Consider the following 18,452-nt stretch of genomic DNA (forward strand, 5'->3'; position numbering starts at 1 on the left):
ATCGCATCTCCAAAACTTCCGGTAATTAAACATAAATCGGCTAGGAAGTCACACTCGAAGATTCCTGAGCTTGGGATGTCTGCTTCTCTGTTCGCTCGGTTAGCAGCTTCACCGCGCGTTGGTACTTATTTATTGCACTGAACTTATTAAGTTGGGTAATTAATCCACCCTTAAAAACATCAAGCTTATCGTCTTCCTCGTTTCTAATTGCTAAAAAAAACTCCTCAAACTGCGGTAAATCGTCCATTAGCAGATTGACATCAAAACCCATCGTTCCTGGTTCGTCAATTCTGGGGTGCAGTGATAGAATTTTTTGAGCCAATGAAAGCGCGATCGCACTATCAGCAGATAATAGCAAGTCAGCGATCGCTACCTCATGCCCCAACCAATAGCTCTGCAACTCCTCAAGCATTGTTTCTAATGCCTGCAAATTAGCAAAGGCAACGGGTTTGAGGATGATTAGGGTGTTTGCTAGTCTAATTTTTAATTCTTTCATAAGTATTAATACTTAGCAAGTGCGAAGCCTATTTAAAAACTTGACTTGTGGGACGCAGGAAGGGTCAGTTACAGAGAAAGTTAACTCTTGCGTGTCTGCGCCAAAGTCAATTGTGTTACTATCAGCACGGCTCAATACTACAGGGTCAAAAACAATATTAAATACTGTTTTATCATGTAGGATTCCAACCAAAGAAGCGGTGAAAGTATCAAAAGGCTCCTCAGACAACACTTCTGCCTCAGTCAGCGGGTAAGTGCCATAAACAGTTACCCATTCTTTAGCGGATACAATATCATCGCTAAACTTGAAAGTTGCACTTGCTCCATTAGCAAATGAATCTGCCGTTGCTTCATCAAAACTCGCAAACGGTTGCCGAGCTAAAGGAATAGAGATACCTTTCCTTAGTACAGAGGCGCTGCAAGTGTCGGCAACCATCCCAAAGCCATCTTGCCCTGTAATTACAGCGGCAATTGTCCCTTGTTTAACTTGAAGTGTGCGAGCGTAAATTCCCGTATCTGCTTGCGAGGCTAGCTTATAGCCAGTTTTGAGCGCGAGCAACTCTTTAGTCAAACTTCCATACACAGCAGTAATTTTGGGGTTTTTGCTTGTAGTAATGACATCTGCAACGTAGGTTTCACCCAAATCGCTAGTTTGGCTAATTTCTTGCTGCTCGAACCCAAAGTCCCAGCTAAATTCTGAGGGAGACGGCAGCACTAATAAGCGATCGTTTATTACTTCTCGCAAGCTAATGTAAATAATCTTCTGCACCCCATTGGTCAAAAAATTAGCCACTAGACTTCCTCCGTTTCGGTTGTAAGTGATGGTGCGATAACTTTTTCTTTCTCAGGTTCCTTTAGAGCAGCTTCATTTTCAACAAGGCTTGCCCCGTCTGCCTCCTCCAAAACTTTCTCATTGATGTAATACTCAGCAAATCTCGGCTCCATCTCCACCGTATCGCCCTCGGCATAAACGCCTTTATTCCAACCAAGTTGTTTCAGAACTTTGTACTTTTTTAATTCTTCACTCATCTGAATGCTCCAATAATGGGTGATCTACAATCATTTGAAAGGTGAGGGCGTACCGCCAGTAGCCATCTCCCGATCCAACAAAGCTGTCGCGGCTTGGGTATAGTGCGCCATACTCCCCATCGCAATCAATTGGTTGAAATCCTGTTAGTAAATGTAGTAACTTTTCTATGACTAAATAGTTGTCTTTATGGGTTTGCAGGTCCTTGTAAGCCAATGAAAGTTCGTATTCAAGGGTGCGTTGCTGCTGGGTTATAACCTTCTGGTTTACAGAGGTAAAGCTAGAACCCGTGTAACCGATTAAGAGATAGCCGCGCGTATTCACTCCACTGTTATCGCTGTCGGGAGTGACCCGAACACGAACGCCTAATGCTTCCATTGGCGCTTTGATTAGGGTAGCGATCGCGTTTTCTATCTCAGCTAAAATCACTAAAAATCTCGCAAGCTATCAATTGTGAATACTGGTAAAGCGGAGAAATAAGCTGGTTCTAAGGCGACGGTTTCAACCTCAACATTGTTTTGGTCTAAGCCAAGATTGACAATGCCCCTAGAAACATCTCTTAAATAAGCGATCGCTCTCTCGTATCTATCTACAACATCCTCGCGGGACTTGTAGATATCCATTCGGTAACGAGCTACATCACAGGTGTGATAAATCAAGATTTGCGGGATTGTAGGCAAAGGTAAGTTGTAATTACCTGCGATATAGCCATTAATCTCCGCTGTTGCGTAATTAAGGTGTTGTTGCAGAAGGGGTAGATTTACTTCTGTTGCCATTGGGTCATTTAGGTTAGAAAGCTCAAGGCTTTCTTGTTGCCCAAAATAAGAAATGAAATCTTCCACTGTTGCATAACTCATCTACGCCTCCGGCTTCTTCTGCTGTTGCTTACGTGCCGTTGAAATTGGAGCGCTTTCTACATCAACTTCTTCTGGGGCGCGATCGCTCACTTGTTGCGTGACAATCATCGTATCCTCTTTGTCTGGGCTGCCGACAGGTGAGGTCGAAGAAGGGGGAGGGCTACCTAAAGGCGCGATCGCTCCCATCTCAATCAAAGATTCGGCATCCTCTTGTGACATTTCGATTGTTGCACCTTCTTTCACAGGTTTGCCGTTGTGTTGCAGGGGCGTTAGTGCTTTATATTGGCTCATTGACGATACCTAACAATGTTTTTCAATTCTTGCTTTACAGAAGACCTTGTGCGAGGAAGCCAGCGCTTTGCCCTACCAATTCTGGGCTGCGCTCGGCAGTGACGGGATAGTAAAAGCTGGCATGGTTATCATCATAATAAGGACGTTCAACCATTGGATATCCTTGTAATGTATAGGTATAACCGTAGGATGGTTGGCGACGGCTCTGTACTCTTTGCGGGACATAAGCCAAGATTGCTACATCGCCCCAAATATCAACTAATTGCCCTGTCTCATTATTGAGAATTAAGGGACTGGCGACTACTACTTTATCTAAGTTGAACATAGCAGCGATCGCATCTGCGGTAATCGAAGCTGAGGACGTATGCTTGATTTTGTCTTTGGTCTGCTCGTGTTCAACAAATGTATCAAATACTTTTGCACCTAATAAAAGCGTGTTGCCATACGTGCCAATAGTCCCGCGAATTGCTTGCTTCCAAGAACGAATATCGCCTGCAGGGTCGCTGTTAGGGTCGCTCCACTTGCTTGTGCCACTAAGGACTACCTTGTGGTTCGCATCATAATTAGCAGCATTAGTTGCGATCGCTGCTTGGTCATACTCCAAGCGCAATTGGATAGAGCGCATCGTGCTTTCGGCAGTCTCGGTTTGTAGGTTAAATCCTAACCCTTCCGACTCTTCTATATGTTCGCGGGGCAGTTCCCCTTCTAACCTATCCTGGTAGAGATTGTAACTTCTGTTGCCATAGTTAATATTTCGGCGCTTGGTTGCTGCCCCTGGTGCGCGGCGAGTATCAAATAGGGCAAAATCTTCCTTACCAAATTCAATTACGTAGCCCGCTCTTTTAGAAACAGGAACCGGAGGAAACAAAGCGTTTCCTACAAATTCAGGTTGTACATACCCCTGAACGACGGTAGTAAGGATTGGATCGACTACCCGTGTAGCCTTCAGCGTCATCAAAGGCATTAGGTTTTCGCCCCTTCACGTGTAATATGTACTTCAAAAAACTTGCCTGCGCCGCTTACTGCTCCAAGGGCTTTACCAAATATGGCTTGCCCAGTAGTAGCAGGAACGAAACGCCCCTGAGCATCGGTGGCTAACTGTTGCCCGATAGTAATAGCCGCGCCTGCTTCAGCCGGGACAGAACCTTCGGTGACAACCCCAATGCGATCGCCGATTATTCCTGAAGTTGTCGCCACGCCCCAAACGTTCTGTGCGCCAGCAGTAGACGTTTGCAAGGAGTCATACCCAATCGCCCGCCCCATTGTTGCAGTTCCTGCTAGAGTTACGGTGCGCGTTTCAATTGCCTTATGGGCTACGTGAAATAATGAAGTTGCCATTAATAACCTACTTTCGCGATCGCGCTCATATAATCAGTTCCTGGATGTGCTTCTTGGTACGCTAGGGCTTTTTCATGCACTTCCAGCGCCTCCATATCTACTTCCGTTCCTTCGGGAGCGGAAAAATTGATAGACCCATGTTTGGGTTTGCCATCAGGCTTTGCGTGTTCCCCAAAAGCTATTACTGGCGGACGCTTAGATAACATATCTTTGAAGGCATCTAGCATTTGGGGTTTATCATCCTCGCTAAATTCCACCACAGTTTCGCTTTTTCTCATCGTCCCCATCATGGTTACGAGTTTTTCTTTTTCATTAGGTAAAGCGCGTCCATCCTTAATTAAGGATTCAGCAAAGTCGGTGTCTTCTTTGCGGTCAAGTTCTGCTTGACGAGCCGCTATTTTTTGCGCTTGCTTTGCTAGTTCTGCGGCTGTAGCTTCAAGCTTGGCTTCACGCTGGTGCAAATCGGTTTCTAGTTTAGTTGTTTCTTCTGTCATTTCCTTATAGTTTTGTAGTGGTGAAACTTGTGACTCTAACTGTTGAACTCTCAGAGTCAGACGATCCAGCATTTCCATTTGGTAATCTGGTTCAGTTCTTGTTTCAGAGAGCATTTGCAGTTCATAAGGCGCAATGATTTTATCTGCTGTTTCTAACCCGCCAGTATCAATTAAGTAGTCTCGGAGGCGCTGAAATAAAGAAATAATCATGCGATCATTTCCCATAAAATCCAGCGTTACAATCCCTTCATTACTGCTTAAATCAAACTCATTAAGGTCAATTGCGCCTTTTGCAGATGCTAGAAATTCTGAGAGCGACAACGATGCTAATCCCTTAATCGCTGGGGGACTCTTCCCCAATCCCGCGATATGACGCAAACTCCATTTACCAGGAGTGGGGTTACTGGGGTGGTCTGGTGGATAGAATGAGGGAGAAATGCCCAAAATCTGGCTATTGCGAACCCACTCTACAAATTCGGGGGATATTTTCTCAAATATTGCTTTAACGCGATCGCCTACCTTCCTCAACAATTTAGGCGTACCGAAAGCTAGTTCTGAATCAACAATCTGGCGATCGCTATATTTCCCTGTCTTATGACTAACTATTAGTGGAGCCTTAAAAATGTCTGGGTTGTAGGTATCAACTACTTCTTGAGCAATGTCATGAGTAAAATTGTGGCTACTACCGCTCATAGATGTATGCGTGCCACATCTCAAGAACTCGATCTCTAATTCTTTTTCTGGCGTTTCAAGAATTACAGCCACTGCAACTATTGCCCACAAGATATCTCTACTAGATTAAATCTGCGTGGGTTAAAATTAAGGCTATTACTCCCGTGTGACGTAACGTACGCCTATTTCTAGTAAATGCGCGAAATTTTAACTCAAGAACAGCGTCTAGGGCGCAAAATAAAGATTGCTCGTGTTGAATCTGGATTGACTCAAGACGAGCTAGGTAAAGCCGTGTTTGCGTCGCAGCAGCTTATTAGCGATTGGGAGATGGGCGTAGTTTCGCCGCGTGCGATCGCATTGATGCGGGTAGCGATCGCTTTGGGGAAAAAGCTAGAGTATTTTCAGGTTTGAACTACCAAGCACTTATAATATGCTCTTCTAAGATAGATAGTATTTCTTCAGTGTCAGCAGGAGGTAAGCCTCTATTGGCATCGGGCAAAGTTGGGCGTGCAGGCATACGTCTCGAACCTAACTGATGCAGTAGACCAATGCTAACCCCATTTTTCCCCACGCGGTTACTACCGACTTCTACAAAATCTGTGCCTGCGTCGTACGAAAATGAAGCGCGAAAGGTTCCAGTCGCCTGAAGCACCTTTAATATTTGTCGTTTTTTCTGCTTCTGTTTGATAGTACGAGGTTTTAACGGTTGCCAAGGAACGCCATAGAATGACTGCTCCTTACGGAATCCATCATCAACTCTTCTCAGGGTATATTCCCCTATATCGCTCATAGGCGCTCTCAAATCTTGCGATCGCTGCCGCAAACGAGCAAAAGCGGCTTGCAATTGGGAGTCATCAACCGTTATTTTTAACATCGTCCTCCAACAATGACGCTAAATTTGGGGGCAAGGATGCGATCGCTCTATCTATCAACTGCTGCCTCTGCTCTTTTAGGCTTTTGGGGTAGCCTTTGCTAAAACCTGGTTCTGCGACTTCTGCTAGCTTGGGCGGCGTTGATAGTGTTAACCCTTCTCTCTTCATATCGCGATCGCTTAAAGCAAATGCTCGACATCTGCAACCAAACGGACTAGGGTGAATTGCTTTCCATATATCGGAGTCAGCAGGATAACATTTTAAGTGTTGCTGGAGGTGGTGCGGACGTGGAACGGGGCTATCACCGTGAATCCACTGGCGGTAGGGTCTTCTACGCTTCAGGTCGGGGTCCTCCATCTGCTCCCAGCGACCAAATTGATAGGAGTTTCTCACTAACTGAGAGAGGATAAGGTTTACACGGTAGGGGGAAAAGTTGGGCGACCAACCCCGTCTAACCATAATGTCAGCAAAGTCCACGCGAAATTTCTCAGGTGAAATACCCTTTTCTAAAGCATCGGTTATCGCATCCTGCAAATCTTTTAAAATACTGACTTTCGTTATGCCCGCAATTGTGAATGCGATCGCTTGGTATTCCTCAGCAATCGTTTTCCAATTTTCTGTAGGGATTGGTAATTTTTTTGCAAAGAAGGCGATCGCGGCAGGGAATGGTTGCAAAAATGGGGATTTAGCCATCAGTCCTATACTTGCTGGTATCTAGTAGCACTACAAAAACATAGCCCGTTTCCGTTAGATAGGCAGTAGGCAAAAACCGTGTGCGATCGTAATTACCCTTAAGTAACTCCCAGAGCTTTAAAGTAGTATTACCTGGAAGGGATAGGCTCAATAAGTCTGTGCTTTTACAAAACTGGTATTCAGCATTTTGTCGGCGTTTACGTTCTACGAACATCACCCAGTTGCAATCTATCCCTGCTTGCAAAAATTCGTATGCTGCTTTTAGGGCTTCGATTGGGAAATGTGTATTACTAGGGCTGGGAGGGTTGTGTGCTAGGAACAAACCGCGTTTCACTCGTCCTCCTCCTCGTCCCAAGAATCAACTTTGTAACTTAGTTCACCATCTTTGATTAAAAATTCAAAGATACGCTTTGGATTAAGAGCATCCTTAAATTTACCCTCAATCCCTCCACTTACCGCCCTTTTATACGCGATCGCTCCCACCCTATCCTTGTACTGGGATTGAATAATTTGGCGCAGCACCGTGTCCATTTGTGATTTTGTTGGGTTTTCAAGTAAGTTCAAGTCACTGCTCCCTTTGGAATGCCTGAGCCGTAACTACTCACTAATTCCTTACCTTGCGTTAGTCCGATTCGATAATCCTTGAAAACCGAGCTACGGAGCGCCGAATCCAAATCTATGGGGCTGGTTACTTCGCCTACGGTGTGACCAAAAGCTCCATAGGAACGAGATAATTTATCAGAGACAATCGCTTTTAAAGATTCATCACCAGCTATAACTATATTTGCCCTTTCATGAGGCGACGAAGCTTCCAAGCTAATAGTTACAGTGCGGCGAACTTTATCAATTAACTCGTATTTAATCACTGTCTAATTGCTCCTACTGTGAAAGCAAAATGTTCTGAATCCTTTTCATACAGTTCTAACATCATTCTGCCACTGGTAAAGTGTTCTATCCCCATCGATATCACCTCCGTTGCATCAGGATAAATCTTGCCTACGTAAGGCTTAATAAATTTATCGGGGTAAGCAATTTCATCGTCGTCATAGGGACTATCTGTAAGTTCGTTTAGTTTTTTAGGTTCGCCCGTCTTTCGGCTTTCAATCCAGGATTTAGCCGCTTGCAAGGTAGTATCCGATTCAAATTCCAAATGATGTCCTAGTTCGTGGAAAATCACTCTTTTATCTGGTGACGATCCAATACTTAAATCTCCAGTTCGGGTTGCATAAGCTCTGCCATCGGCAAAATATGAATTTTTGACTGATTTGAGAGATGCACTGCTTTTACTATTTGTTAGTTGGCGAAACTCTATTATTGCCTCATCTAAATCAGTCCTCGTAAAATCACCTTTTAGAGATTTATTTATTGAATTTAAGGAATCAGTATCAAAATCAATTGTCTCTAAAGTCTTTTTGGCTTCAGTACGTGACAATCCTTCGCTTACAAGTTGCAACCTAAATTCTTCCATTTTTTGAGCAGCTTGACGACGGTTGTATTTTTCGTAATTGAAGTACGCATCCTCAGCAGCTTTGTGTTTTGCCCTAACAGCTTCTCTATCTCTAACACGCATCTTGTTATTATCGAGTGCTGCCATAAACTCTTTTTGCACCGCCATATACTCATTACTTAATCGCTCCTTCTCTATGGGGTCGCCTTTTAGCAAACTATCTATTTCCGCCATCCTTGAAGTCCCAATAGCTGAATAACCCTGCTCTATAAATTCTGTATGGGGAAAGTGATTCTTTTTATTAGGCAATGGCAGTAATTTACTCTCTAGCCACTGGGCTGCCGTTGCATATTGCCCTTCTAATCGCTTTTTGCACATTTTTGTACGGCTGATGCAGGAATTGCCACAAGGAAACCCTTTTTTGCAGGTGCGAGGGTTTTTAGATTTTTTGGTAGCAAATTCTAAAGTTTCAGCAAACTCTTCATCAATCGCCGTTTCTTCTTGGACTTGATATCTACCCGCGCCATAGCCTGCAAGCATCGTTTCTTGCATCAGTTGGGCAAAATCAGCAGCATCCATTTCGCCGAAAGCTGATTCTATGCGATCGCGTACTTGACTCAAATCGGTCGCGCCATCAAAAATATGATTTTCGACTTGCTCTAGCCACTCAGAAAATATAGGGGCGGCAAGGGCGATCGCTTGAGAGGTATATAAATCGGCAGGGTCGATTTCCTCCTCGCCAAAGTCGAACGGTGGCTCGTTCCATATCGGTTCAACCTCCACCTCACTAAAATCCTCGGTATCCTCAACCCCAGATAGGGCTTTATATCCTAATTCCCAAGTATCGCCAGACTTTTCTAAGGTGTACTCCATTATCTTTTTGGGATCGGTAGCGTCGCTAAATTGTCCTGCAAAGCCATTATCTGTGCGTTCTAAGGCAAGAGAGGCAACCCCATCGTCATAGGATTGTTGAATGATGTATTTGGCGATCGCTTTTAACTCATCCTGCGTTGGGTTCGTCGGTGCTTTCAACATCTGGTATTCCTATAGGAAAATCTGTTTTATCAAAGGGCATGGGTTGAACGCGATCGCTCTCTGGTTTATTGCGTTCTTCTGCCTCTGCTTTCTCCTCATCCGCTTCCATCTGTGCCAACAGTTGTTTTTCTCGCAGCGTTAGTTCGCTCACTTAAACTTCCTCTAAATAAATGTGAGTTATACCAATCTTTGTTTTATTCGCTAACACCTTAAATTGAGTGTTTGCATTAAATAAAATCTCTTCTTCCCCAGGGACTGCTGATAGCGATTTAATAGATTTTCCTTTTTTAGAGGCGATTGTGTATTTAACAGCAATCGCACCATCGCCCGAAACTGCAAAATTATCGGCTACATCTGGTTTTCCACTCGTGCTAGTAAATGCTTTTTCAGTTATAGTCTTGCCTACTTGATATTGACTAACAATACTCTTTGGTAACGCTGCCCCTCGGTAAACTGTGCCTTCATAATTGGGCAGGGCATCTAGCGCAGCAGACGCAAACTTAGCATCTTCTAGATATTTAGTTTTTTGTGCTGCTGTTAGTGGTTTGGCAAGTACCGTTGCATCGTTGCCACGTAAAGCCGCGTTGACAGCACCGTAAGAAAGCCCTGTATATTCCTGCAATGCCATTACTTCTTCAGGGTGTGGAGGTGGAGCGCCAGGAATTTTTTTGACAGCTTTTTTAGCTTCAGGAAGCCTTGACTTAGACTGCGGTCTATCTTTTATGAACTGCTTACGTTCTTCTGCTGTTGTTCCAGTCTGGGCTAATGGAACAGAATTGGCATTTGGTTCGGCTTTAGCTTTAGGAACTTTCGCATCTAAATAATCCGCAGCTTTTGCCGCATCCCCTGTAAGACCTATTTTGCAAGTCTTTTTTGCAGATATGTAAGAGTTACCGCACCGAATGCCTTTAGGCTTGACAGCAGGAGCGGTTTTAAAGTCTATTGCCTCAGCAACATCAGCATAATCAGAAGTAGATATTCTTACCTCCGAAAATAGCTTTAAAACCTTTGCCCCGTTCTCTTGTTTGATGAGCAATGCTGGGTCATCCTCGCTACCATTGCGGGTAATTTCTGAATCACCTAGTTTTAGGGTGATGCGATCGCGGTAAACCTTAATAACTTTCCCCGTCGCTGTACCTGAGCCATACTTCCAACTAACAGTAGTACCGACGCGGACTTTGGATTCAGCATAGTCAGAAGGTGAATCTAAGTTTTCTTTTTCTAGTGTTGTGCCATTCTGTACATCTAACCGTTTTAGTATGCTCTGGCTCCATTCCAGCGCTGTTACTCCTGATGTCTCAGTATATTCAAGGGGGCGCGATGTACGATATAATACTAATAGTTTCTCTGCAAGAGTTGAGGTCATGGGAGCCAAAATAATTTTCCCTAATGATGTACTACAAGCAATTATTGTTGACTATAAAGAAGGTATGTACTCTGACGATATATTGCTGAAGTACAGAGTGACATCCTCCCGTCACTGATTCGGAGTACCGAATACAGTGCGGGCTTCCAAAGAGTCGCCTCTCGGATTTTGCTGCTTCACGGGGACTCCCAGGCAGTCTTCCTCCACAGCCAGCATCACCGTTTGTCCAACGGCTGCAAGACCTCTCTGCTCTACGACTATTGCCGCAGCCACATCTCGGTCTGTAATATATCCACATTCAGAGCAATTATGCACTCGCTCATCAAGCTCTTTTTTCCCAGTATGCGCTCCACAATTGGGGCAAGTTTGGCTCGTCCCCCTGGGGTCAACTTTGGCAAAATATACCCCTCGCTTTTTACATACCCAACCCAAAATCTCCAAAAACCCGCCCCAACCAGCATCCAAACAATGCTTTGCCAACATTCCACCTGCCAGGGCTTTCAGATTCAAGTCCTCGGCAAATATCATTCCCGCGTCATCACAAAGCTGATGAGCAACAAGGAAATGAAACTCACGACGGGTACTATGGATGTGTTCGTGCAACTTGGCTATTTGCTTTTGAGCTTTGCGATAGTTGTTCGAGCCTTTGACCTTATCCTTGAGTTGACGTTGCAGCCATTTAAGCTTGCTTTGCAACTGAACAAAGAATTTAGGGCGAGCAACCATAATTCCTGTACTGGTCGCCAGAAAACTGAGCAGCCCCAGGTCGATGCCGATAGAAGTACCAGTAGGTATTGCGTCTGGAATAGCGACATCGGATTGCAACACCAGCATGGCGTACCAACCCGATGCCTTTTTAACTACCCGCACTTGCTTGACGACCATTCCTTCAGGAATTGGGCGATGCAGGTTTATTCGCACAGCCCCAATTTTGGGCAGTTTTATATACCATCCTGTGACGGGATTAGCTTTGAACTGGGGGAACAACAAAGAACGCATCTGCCCGTACTTCTTGAAGCGGGGAAAGCCAAAACCCCGTTCCTGCATAGAACGAAAAGACTTGTCCAGTCTTGCCAACGTCTCCTGCAATACTTGCGAGTGAACGTTATCAAGAGCGGGAATTACTTTTCGCGTTTGCGTCAAATTGCGCTTTTGGGCGTAGTAATTGGGATAAGGGGTATCGGCTGGAATGATGTATTCCGACTTAAGACTACAAGCATTAACCGCACATTTGCGCGACTTTATCCAGTCCCGTCGTTCTGCCAACGCATAGTTGTAGACACGGCGCGATTGCTCCAACCAATCAAGCATAATGCTTTCGGCGGAAACATTTGGATAAATTCGGTAGCTGTATGTAAGGTTAAGCATACAACTATTGTAGCATTTCTAGGGAGATTTATTTATCTCCTAACTAATAAATATATTGGCGACTCCTCATATATCTCCTCTCCTGTTGAGCCTGCGGCTCAACATCATCGGAGATACAATCGTTGCCGCCCGCCTATCCATCCCAACGCTCACCTGGGTACAGGTAGAGCGTGGGGCTTCCGGCGACTAGCTAAAATAATGAAGGTTGTTAATGTATTTTTCCCTGAACCAACTTTCTGTCTTCAACGCAAATGGGCAAAAGTTCTAGAGCTTAGAAGTAACGATGCAAAAAATTGCAAGATTTGCAGAAAGCTTCTAACCAAAGCAAATCGAACTAATGTCTGCGCCGACTGTATCCGCTTACTTCCCAATAAACTAAAAAGGAGTATAGGGGCATCTGGGTGGGATGACTCCTATAAAGATTTGTTGCCAACTGAATTAATCAATAAATCGACCATTGTCTCAACTTCAGCTATTGATGCTCCATTACTAGCTAACTTGTCAATCATTTGAATAGGATCGATTCCTTCGGAGAAAACAAAGGGTGTATCCTCGTTTTGTCCTGGTGGTGTCTCTGGTGGCGCGAGGGCGGCTTTTGCTTTTTCCTCCGCAGCAATCTCCTCGTCAGACTTGAAAGAAATATCGTAATGCGTGGATAAGTATTGGTTTGACATGGGCTTTTGGACTAACCCTACTAAAACCGCGTCACGTCTTGCACGGGCTTCGTCAGCTACACGAACACGGGGTTTATAGATTAGTGGTGGAGTTGCATCTATACCAAAGTTAAATTCACAAATCCAAGAGGCTAGATCGTTAAATGGTCCTGAAGTAAGAGCGCTAGTGTCTGAATCAACCAACTCGCTCAATACTTCAAAATGCGTCTCCGAAGCAGCATAAGAACCGCCACTAACATTTGTTGTCAAGTTTTGTAGGAGAATTACTGATGTAATTTGCTCATCACAATAATCGCATAGTTCCTTGTAAGTGCTGGTGTGAGAAGTAGCAGCAGACAAAAGCTCTAAAGTTGCACCTTTGGGTAATGCTACCCCTGCCTGCTGAGAAACATTACGCATGATTTCCAACAATTTATTTTTTTGTGCTTCAGTTTCGTACTGGGCTTTGAGAGTAGGGGAGCCATATTTATCAGAAAAAACTAACCAAAAACGCAATTCTTGCCGCTTAAACCAAACCCACCAAAATAAAGTTTCCGCAAGTCCTCCGCCATAAGGATTACCATCAGGACTACCTACTGAGTGAACCAAAAATTTGCGTGGTGGTAGGACAATACCTTCAAACATTGATTCAAAAGTGAGCAACCGCAACTCGTAACCACCATCAGCAATATCAAAAATGAAACGTGACTGATCGCGATTCCAAATTTGTCTAGCTACAACGCGATCGCCCTCTAGTGCCCAATCAATCTCTGCAACAGCGTAATCCATGTAGATTGCATCAAGCATTCCACGCGTGAAAAAGTCGAAGTCACCGAAACTATAAACAGCGTTTTTGCTCTTTAGCAATTGAGGTTTGCGGCGATTGAGATTTTTTATTTGGTTTCGTACTTCATCAGCTACTTTTTTATCAAGCCTACTTTGAGAGGCTGGTTCTACTACAGTCTCGCGGGCTAGGGCTGCGCCATATCTTTGAGCTAAACCCTGCCTAATTTGTGCATCTTTTTCTGTATCCCTGTATATATCCGAAAGTTTTTGACCTTTACCTCTAGCAATAATTCGCCCATCTTCTCGGTTTAAAAAATAACGACTATAGGACGCAAGTCCAGCAGGATAGTCACGCGCGACACTTGAGATTTCACCAATCTGATCGGAGGCTATTTTTTTATTACCGTTCGTGGCGACCATAAAAGTGCAAATTCCTTTATTTTGATTACCAGTCTAGGGCGTACCCTGCTCTAGTTTCCCCAACTGCGATCGCACCCGCCCAATCTTCCGGCGGATCTATGAACGCATACATTAATGCGTCAGCATAGTCGGGACTCTCGTTGCCACGTCTCCGCATATCATCCTTAGATTCTAAAAGTATCTTCCCCGAACTTGTAAATTTACGAAGGGGCTGACTTAATTGTGCAATAAGAGTTGCGTGATTGGGGATTGAAATTAATTCATTTTCTGGATATTTAGCAATACCTTCTACCATCTCGTAAGTTTTGCGGAATCTCTCGCGTAAAAGTCCGTAATGCTCCGCCCGTCTATTATGAAATTTCTCCTTGCTTGTTTTATCTTCACCTACCCAAAAGCGATCGCTGGGACTGCCTGCGCCATGCACGGGATTAAAAGTAAAACCAATATCCGGCGTAGTTTCTAAAGTACCAGCGACTCCAGCCCCAACCCCATCAACGTCAAAGTTAAGGTGAGTTGCCTTAAATGATTTGATTAATTCTTGCGCTTTAAAAGTTGTTTCTGTCGTATTTAGCCCTTGCCAATCTTGAAGAGCGATCGCTTTGCATCCTTGTCTAACTACGAACACATTTTTGTTTTTTCCAGTAGTAGCAACGTCTAGTCCTGCTGTTATAGCCGCGCCTTGTGAAGCAAGCTTTCGGGGAGAATCCTCTCCCCGAAACGTTGCGCCTGACAACGGGTAATTGATAGCAGCACGCACCCACTTCGCCTCAATAAAGATACCCTCGATAGAGGCTGAATAGTCAATATCTATTTCAGTCGCGACAATCACCGGATCGAGCATGGCTTTTTGCTTTTCGTACCATTGTTGGTCTTTCAACGGATGTGACTTCCAATGAAAGGTGAAAACCGGATATTTATTAGAGAAGCGCTTTTGGTAGAACGAATTACCTGAGCCATTAGGCGTTGAAGTGTAGATAACAACCTCAGACGTTTGGGAAACTGCCGCATCAATTAATTGACTTCGCTCTAAAAAAGCCGCCTCATCTAAATCGACTACTGCCGCTCTACTACCCCGACCAATTGCACTGCCCGCTTCCCCAGTTATCGTTGCGCCGTTGTCATTGTTGATTAGTTTTAAATAGCCGTCAACGTGCGACCTGGGCAACATCCAATAAGGTAGGTTATCAATCATCATTCTGATTTTCTGGAATAGGCTCGACGGGTCGCCTAATCTGTCTACTAATAACTCTTTGCGTGACCCCATAATTCCAGCATATCCAGGCTCAAATAACCAAGCGTGAAGCTGTGCTGCACAATTAAGCCACGACACGCCCATATCACGAGACTTTTCAACAATGCCATGCTCTTTAAGCTGCCGCCTTTGCTGCCGCCATTTAAGATACTTTTCTTGTATAGGGTAAAGTTCAAATGGAATAGTGGCGGGCGATCGTCTAGGGTCGTAGGTAAAAGAAAAAGTATTAATCCAGAAACAAATATCCTTTGCAGAACGAGCTAACACAAGACTTCTAAAATCAGCGTCAACGCTTGCTCGATCTAAAACACGAAGCCTTTTAATTAGTGAAGCCTTGTCGTCTGTAATACTTACCACCACAGAAATACAGCCATTATCTGTTAAAATATAATAATACCCTGCATTCTTTTCTTGGCAGTCAGAATGCAAGGATTAACACCCTAATGTGAGTAGGATGTATGACCATTTTATCTTTTGACGCGACCAAGTTTTATCTTGGCAAGCTTTGTCCTAGAAAACACGATTGGAACGACACGGGTAAAACGTTGAGATACTGTTCGCATCGCAAATGTGTCCAATGCGGCAAAGAACAATTACAAGAAGCCAGGAAGAAAGACCCAGAAAGGCACAACAATTACACAAGAAAATATAGAGCAGAAGACCCCGAACGCTATCGCCAATACAGGTTAGAGGCTTATTACAAAGAGCCTGAAAAACATAGAGCTATTTCTATAAATTGGAAAAACAATAATCGCGATCGCGTTCGTGAATATATGCGTAGAAAATACTGGGAAAATCCAGAGTATCACAAAGAGAAATCCCGCAACTGGTATTGTAATAATCCAGAAAAAGCAAGAGAAAATAGACGCAGAGCCTACTGGGTAAATCCAGAAAAGTATAGGGCGCAAGCTTTAAAATCTAGGCTAAAGAACAAAGAGAAAAAGCGAGAAGCCGATCGCCTTTATAGGCTCAAGAACGCAGATAAAATTAAAGAAACTAGGCGACTGTACCAAATCAAAAACCCAGAACTAAAACGTATTGCTAGCAGTCGCTATAGAGCGCAGCGTCGATTAGTTCATAGAATTAAGATTACCCCTGCTCAAGTTTGCGTGAGAATCGCCGAATTTGATAACAAGTGCTGTTACTGCGGCTGCTCTATTGATAGGCAAAACAAAACCTCTTACCAAATCGACCACTTTCTACCTGTCGCAAAAGGGGGTTGTGACACGCTGGGTAATATAGTCATTGCTTGCCCTACCTGTAATGCTAGCAAGGGCGATCGCGACCCTCATGAATGGTATAGTCGTCAACCGTTTTACTTGCACTCTAGGTGGCTCAAAATCCTAAAGGTGCTGGGCAAGACTGCCGCTAACTACAATCAGTTAAGTTTGTTCTAGTTTTCGGACGCATTCTGGAGTTTTGTCATATACAGCCGACTAAGCTCTTCAGCATCCATATTGCTGTAATTATGCTTACTAAGCGAAATTGCAGTATTACTATTAATTTCTTGCTTTGCTGGCGCATCAATTCCTAGCAACTTGCGCCTAGATTCACATAGTCTTAGCCATCGGTCAATTGCTTGCAGATATCCTTTTTGCACTTGGGGAGCGATCGCAGCCATTGCCATTTCCAATCGTTCTAATTCCAAAGCTTGATGTTCCAAAGCCGTTTCTGTTGATAGTTTTGTGATTGATTTAACTACAGTTGCAACGTCTCGATGAGCTTGGGCTTCACTAATACCTAACTCCTTCCCAATAGCACGATAGTTTTTTCCCGCCTTCCGTAGTTCCATAGCTTGGAGCCTACGAGATGCCGTATCTTCTTTCTTCCCTGGGTGAGCGTTCCGGCGTGCCATTGTTACAAACTATGTTGTTACTTTAAAAACTATTCATCTCAACTTTAACCAAATTAGGATGCGATCGCACATACTATTTATAGAGGCAACCTCTACACCGCCTCCCAACATCTCTACACGTTGGTCAATTAAGGAAAAACAATGCAACTATCAACCTACGAATATCAATATCAGCAAGAGCAGTTCGAGCGTATGACTGGTGGGGGTTCTGATTATCCTATCGTCATTACTCCGTTGGGGTTTGTATGCGAGTATTCATTTTGTGACCAAGCCATTTTATTACCAGCATTAGCTGAAAACTTCGGTACAGCCTTTTACAACGAAGTAATAGAACTGCGATTGCTATCTATTCAAGAAGTTGCGGACAAAGCTCAAGCAGAACCACTCTGGCAACAGCTATATACTGAATCCGCTTAGTTTAATCCGCGCGGCTGTCTACTACTAACCACAGAACTTTAATTACCATGAATATTCAACACATTCTCACATTATCTATTGATGCAATCGCTTTAGCCTATTCCGCACTAATGGCTGCTAACTTTGTACTAGGTTTACTAGAGGAATGGGGGAAGGCTGCTCCCCAATTCCAAGGTATATGTGCAGAGGTACTAAAGCCAATATTTGAGGAGGCGGATAAAGTTTCTAATGCGGAACTCCCTGTTATACCAGAAATACGGATACTTCCAACTGAAATAAATGAAATCCCCAAGGCTCCTTCCCTGTGCAACGTTCAACAAGGGTTGCTTTTATTGCCATCAGCGCCACCCAAAAATAATCTAGTTCAACTAAATATTCGACAACTCAAGAAAAAGGCATCTCAGGCAAAGGTCAAGAACTATAACGTAATGACGAAAGCCCAGCTAATACAAGCACTCTCAGCATAGATAAGTTATAAAAGGGGGTAATTATTAAATTAGGGAATAGGTAATAGGGAATGCTTTTATTTTCTTGCCTATTCCCCATTCCCCATTACCTATTACCTCTCTTCCCTATTACCTATTACCCATTACCTATTAAGTTATCTCTATGTCTGCAAATCTTTTACAGGGCATTGCACCTGACGGAACCATAAGAGCGATCGCTGTGGGGAACGACGGCTCCCTAGTTACGAATGGTTATAACGGCTCTGCGGGCGGAGGCGATGCAAGTAGTGCCAACCAACAGGTGCAAACATCGCTACTTGAAATAATCCGCGATCGCTTAATAGATGTTGCGTCTTACACTGATACGTTAGAATCGCTCATTACCTCCCTAAACGGATATGTAGACGGACTTGAAGGATTGCTGACCAGCGCAAATACTACAAGTAGTGCGATTTCTGGATTTGTAGATCAGCTTGAGGGCTATACCGATGGAATTGAAGCAAACCAATCCACTGCGATAGGTTTAACTACAACAATTAGAGACAGACTGCCACCAACCTTAGTTAATAATCGTTTAGTTGTAGATGGCAGCGGTGTCACCCAACCAATTAGTGCTACTACTTTACCTTTACCAACTGGCGCAACTACCGAAACAACACTAGCTTTAA

General features: G+C 44.0%; 27 protein-coding genes. 6 read left to right on the forward strand and 21 right to left on the reverse strand.

Annotated elements, in window-relative coordinates; all coding sequences use genetic code 11:
- Window positions 1–40: 40 nt before the first annotated feature.
- The 9 genes from ACRC32_RS17140 to ACRC32_RS17180 are packed head-to-tail and all read right to left on the reverse strand — an operon-like array spanning window position 41 to window position 5,267.
- Window positions 41–496: a hypothetical protein gene (locus ACRC32_RS17140; protein ID WP_438555103.1), complete on the reverse strand. Its 456-nt coding sequence runs from the start codon at window positions 494–496 to the stop codon at window positions 41–43.
- Between the two features lie 12 nt (window positions 497–508).
- A complete protein-coding gene (locus ACRC32_RS17145) occupies window positions 509–1,288 on the reverse strand; it encodes a hypothetical protein (protein WP_438555104.1) in 780 nt (259 codons plus the stop codon).
- Window positions 1,288–1,524 carry a hypothetical protein gene (locus ACRC32_RS17150; protein WP_438555105.1) on the reverse strand — a complete coding sequence of 79 codons (237 nt, stop codon included), beginning with the start codon at window positions 1,522–1,524 and terminating at the stop codon, window positions 1,288–1,290. The genes ACRC32_RS17145 and ACRC32_RS17150 overlap by 1 nt, the downstream gene beginning before the upstream one ends.
- Entirely contained in the window at window positions 1,517–1,951 is a 435-nt protein-coding gene (locus tag ACRC32_RS17155; protein ID WP_438555106.1) for a Gp37 family protein, read from the reverse strand. The genes ACRC32_RS17150 and ACRC32_RS17155 overlap by 8 nt, the downstream gene beginning before the upstream one ends.
- A complete protein-coding gene (locus ACRC32_RS17160) occupies window positions 1,951–2,379 on the reverse strand; it encodes a gp436 family protein (RefSeq protein ID WP_438555107.1) in 429 nt (142 codons plus the stop codon). Before ACRC32_RS17160 ends, ACRC32_RS17155 begins: the two co-directional genes overlap by 1 nt.
- Window positions 2,380–2,670, reverse strand: coding sequence for a DUF7210 family protein (locus tag ACRC32_RS17165; RefSeq protein ID WP_438555108.1), 291 nt, complete (start codon window positions 2,668–2,670; stop codon window positions 2,380–2,382).
- Between the two features lie 34 nt (window positions 2,671–2,704).
- Window positions 2,705–3,634, reverse strand: coding sequence for a major capsid protein (locus ACRC32_RS17170; RefSeq protein WP_438555109.1), 930 nt, complete (start codon window positions 3,632–3,634; stop codon window positions 2,705–2,707).
- The gene (locus ACRC32_RS17175; protein WP_438555110.1) at window positions 3,634–4,008 is read right to left on the reverse strand and encodes a capsid cement protein; all 375 of its coding nucleotides are present in this window, start codon (window positions 4,006–4,008) and stop codon (window positions 3,634–3,636) included. The genes ACRC32_RS17170 and ACRC32_RS17175 overlap by 1 nt, the downstream gene beginning before the upstream one ends.
- The gene (locus ACRC32_RS17180; RefSeq protein WP_438555111.1) at window positions 4,008–5,267 is read right to left on the reverse strand and encodes a coiled-coil domain-containing protein; all 1,260 of its coding nucleotides are present in this window, start codon (window positions 5,265–5,267) and stop codon (window positions 4,008–4,010) included. The genes ACRC32_RS17175 and ACRC32_RS17180 overlap by 1 nt, the downstream gene beginning before the upstream one ends.
- 102 nt (window positions 5,268–5,369) lie before the next feature.
- Between ACRC32_RS17180 and ACRC32_RS17185 the strand changes: the two genes are divergently transcribed.
- Complete coding sequence (locus ACRC32_RS17185) at window positions 5,370–5,585, forward strand: helix-turn-helix transcriptional regulator (protein ID WP_438555112.1); 216 nt, start codon at window positions 5,370–5,372, stop codon at window positions 5,583–5,585.
- A gap of 1 nt (window position 5,586) precedes the next feature.
- Here the strand turns inward: ACRC32_RS17185 and ACRC32_RS17190 are convergent, their stop codons facing one another.
- The 9 genes from ACRC32_RS17190 to ACRC32_RS17230 all read right to left on the reverse strand — a co-directional run bounded on the left by ACRC32_RS17190 (window position 5,587) and on the right by ACRC32_RS17230 (window position 11,955).
- Window positions 5,587–6,048 (reverse strand): phage virion morphogenesis protein, encoded by a 462-nt coding sequence (locus ACRC32_RS17190; protein ID WP_438555113.1) that lies wholly within the window; start codon window positions 6,046–6,048, stop codon window positions 5,587–5,589.
- Complete coding sequence (locus tag ACRC32_RS17195) at window positions 6,029–6,739, reverse strand: phage head morphogenesis protein (protein WP_438555114.1); 711 nt, start codon at window positions 6,737–6,739, stop codon at window positions 6,029–6,031. The genes ACRC32_RS17190 and ACRC32_RS17195 overlap by 20 nt, the downstream gene beginning before the upstream one ends.
- Entirely contained in the window at window positions 6,732–7,073 is a 342-nt protein-coding gene (locus tag ACRC32_RS17200; RefSeq protein WP_438555115.1) for a hypothetical protein, read from the reverse strand. Before ACRC32_RS17200 ends, ACRC32_RS17195 begins: the two co-directional genes overlap by 8 nt.
- Entirely contained in the window at window positions 7,070–7,303 is a 234-nt protein-coding gene (locus ACRC32_RS17205) for a hypothetical protein (RefSeq protein ID WP_438555116.1), read from the reverse strand. The genes ACRC32_RS17200 and ACRC32_RS17205 overlap by 4 nt, the downstream gene beginning before the upstream one ends.
- A complete protein-coding gene (locus ACRC32_RS17210; protein WP_438555117.1) occupies window positions 7,300–7,605 on the reverse strand; it encodes a hypothetical protein in 306 nt (101 codons plus the stop codon). Before ACRC32_RS17210 ends, ACRC32_RS17205 begins: the two co-directional genes overlap by 4 nt.
- Complete coding sequence (locus tag ACRC32_RS17215) at window positions 7,602–9,221, reverse strand: hypothetical protein (protein ID WP_438555118.1); 1,620 nt, start codon at window positions 9,219–9,221, stop codon at window positions 7,602–7,604. The genes ACRC32_RS17210 and ACRC32_RS17215 overlap by 4 nt, the downstream gene beginning before the upstream one ends.
- On the reverse strand, window positions 9,187–9,372 hold the full coding sequence (locus ACRC32_RS17220; protein WP_438555119.1) for a hypothetical protein: 186 nt from the start codon (window positions 9,370–9,372) through the stop codon (window positions 9,187–9,189). Before ACRC32_RS17220 ends, ACRC32_RS17215 begins: the two co-directional genes overlap by 35 nt.
- Window positions 9,373–10,587 carry an HVA1 family protein gene (locus ACRC32_RS17225; RefSeq protein WP_438555120.1) on the reverse strand — a complete coding sequence of 405 codons (1,215 nt, stop codon included), beginning with the start codon at window positions 10,585–10,587 and terminating at the stop codon, window positions 9,373–9,375.
- 111 nt (window positions 10,588–10,698) lie between these two features.
- On the reverse strand, window positions 10,699–11,955 hold the full coding sequence (locus ACRC32_RS17230) for an RNA-guided endonuclease InsQ/TnpB family protein (protein ID WP_438555121.1): 1,257 nt from the start codon (window positions 11,953–11,955) through the stop codon (window positions 10,699–10,701).
- Between the two features lie 55 nt (window positions 11,956–12,010).
- Here ACRC32_RS17230 and ACRC32_RS17235 point away from each other — a divergent pair, with 55 nt between their 5' ends.
- The gene (locus ACRC32_RS17235; RefSeq protein WP_438555122.1) at window positions 12,011–12,145 is read left to right on the forward strand and encodes a hypothetical protein; all 135 of its coding nucleotides are present in this window, start codon (window positions 12,011–12,013) and stop codon (window positions 12,143–12,145) included.
- A 223-nt stretch (window positions 12,146–12,368) separates the two neighbouring features.
- Here the strand turns inward: ACRC32_RS17235 and ACRC32_RS17240 are convergent, their stop codons facing one another.
- Together ACRC32_RS17240 and ACRC32_RS17245 are read right to left on the reverse strand one after the other, a co-directional pair.
- Complete coding sequence (locus ACRC32_RS17240; RefSeq protein ID WP_438555123.1) at window positions 12,369–13,814, reverse strand: phage portal protein family protein; 1,446 nt, start codon at window positions 13,812–13,814, stop codon at window positions 12,369–12,371.
- A gap of 25 nt (window positions 13,815–13,839) precedes the next feature.
- Window positions 13,840–15,333 carry a terminase gene (locus tag ACRC32_RS17245; protein ID WP_438555124.1) on the reverse strand — a complete coding sequence of 498 codons (1,494 nt, stop codon included), beginning with the start codon at window positions 15,331–15,333 and terminating at the stop codon, window positions 13,840–13,842.
- Between the two features lie 191 nt (window positions 15,334–15,524).
- Here ACRC32_RS17245 and ACRC32_RS17250 point away from each other — a divergent pair, with 191 nt between their 5' ends.
- Window positions 15,525–16,463 carry an HNH endonuclease gene (locus ACRC32_RS17250; RefSeq protein WP_438555125.1) on the forward strand — a complete coding sequence of 313 codons (939 nt, stop codon included), beginning with the start codon at window positions 15,525–15,527 and terminating at the stop codon, window positions 16,461–16,463.
- On the opposite strand, the gene ACRC32_RS17255 is transcribed toward ACRC32_RS17250, so the two are convergent.
- Window positions 16,460–16,921 (reverse strand): hypothetical protein, encoded by a 462-nt coding sequence (locus ACRC32_RS17255; RefSeq protein WP_438555126.1) that lies wholly within the window; start codon window positions 16,919–16,921, stop codon window positions 16,460–16,462. The two genes, ACRC32_RS17250 and ACRC32_RS17255, sit on opposite strands and share 4 nt — an antisense overlap.
- Before the next feature lie 141 nt (window positions 16,922–17,062).
- Between ACRC32_RS17255 and ACRC32_RS17260 the strand changes: the two genes are divergently transcribed.
- The 3 genes from ACRC32_RS17260 to ACRC32_RS17270 form a co-directional block, all read left to right on the forward strand.
- A complete protein-coding gene (locus ACRC32_RS17260) occupies window positions 17,063–17,338 on the forward strand; it encodes a hypothetical protein (protein ID WP_438555127.1) in 276 nt (91 codons plus the stop codon).
- A 47-nt stretch (window positions 17,339–17,385) separates the two neighbouring features.
- A complete protein-coding gene (locus tag ACRC32_RS17265; protein ID WP_438555128.1) occupies window positions 17,386–17,805 on the forward strand; it encodes a hypothetical protein in 420 nt (139 codons plus the stop codon).
- Window positions 17,806–17,947: 142 nt separating this feature from the next.
- Window positions 17,948–18,452 (forward strand): hypothetical protein (locus ACRC32_RS17270; RefSeq protein ID WP_438555129.1); only part of this gene is annotated, 505 nt, incomplete at its 3' end.

Source organism: Chroococcidiopsis sp., assembly GCF_051657925.1.
Classification (GTDB): Bacteria; Cyanobacteriota; Cyanobacteriia; order Cyanobacteriales; family Chroococcidiopsidaceae; genus Chroococcidiopsis.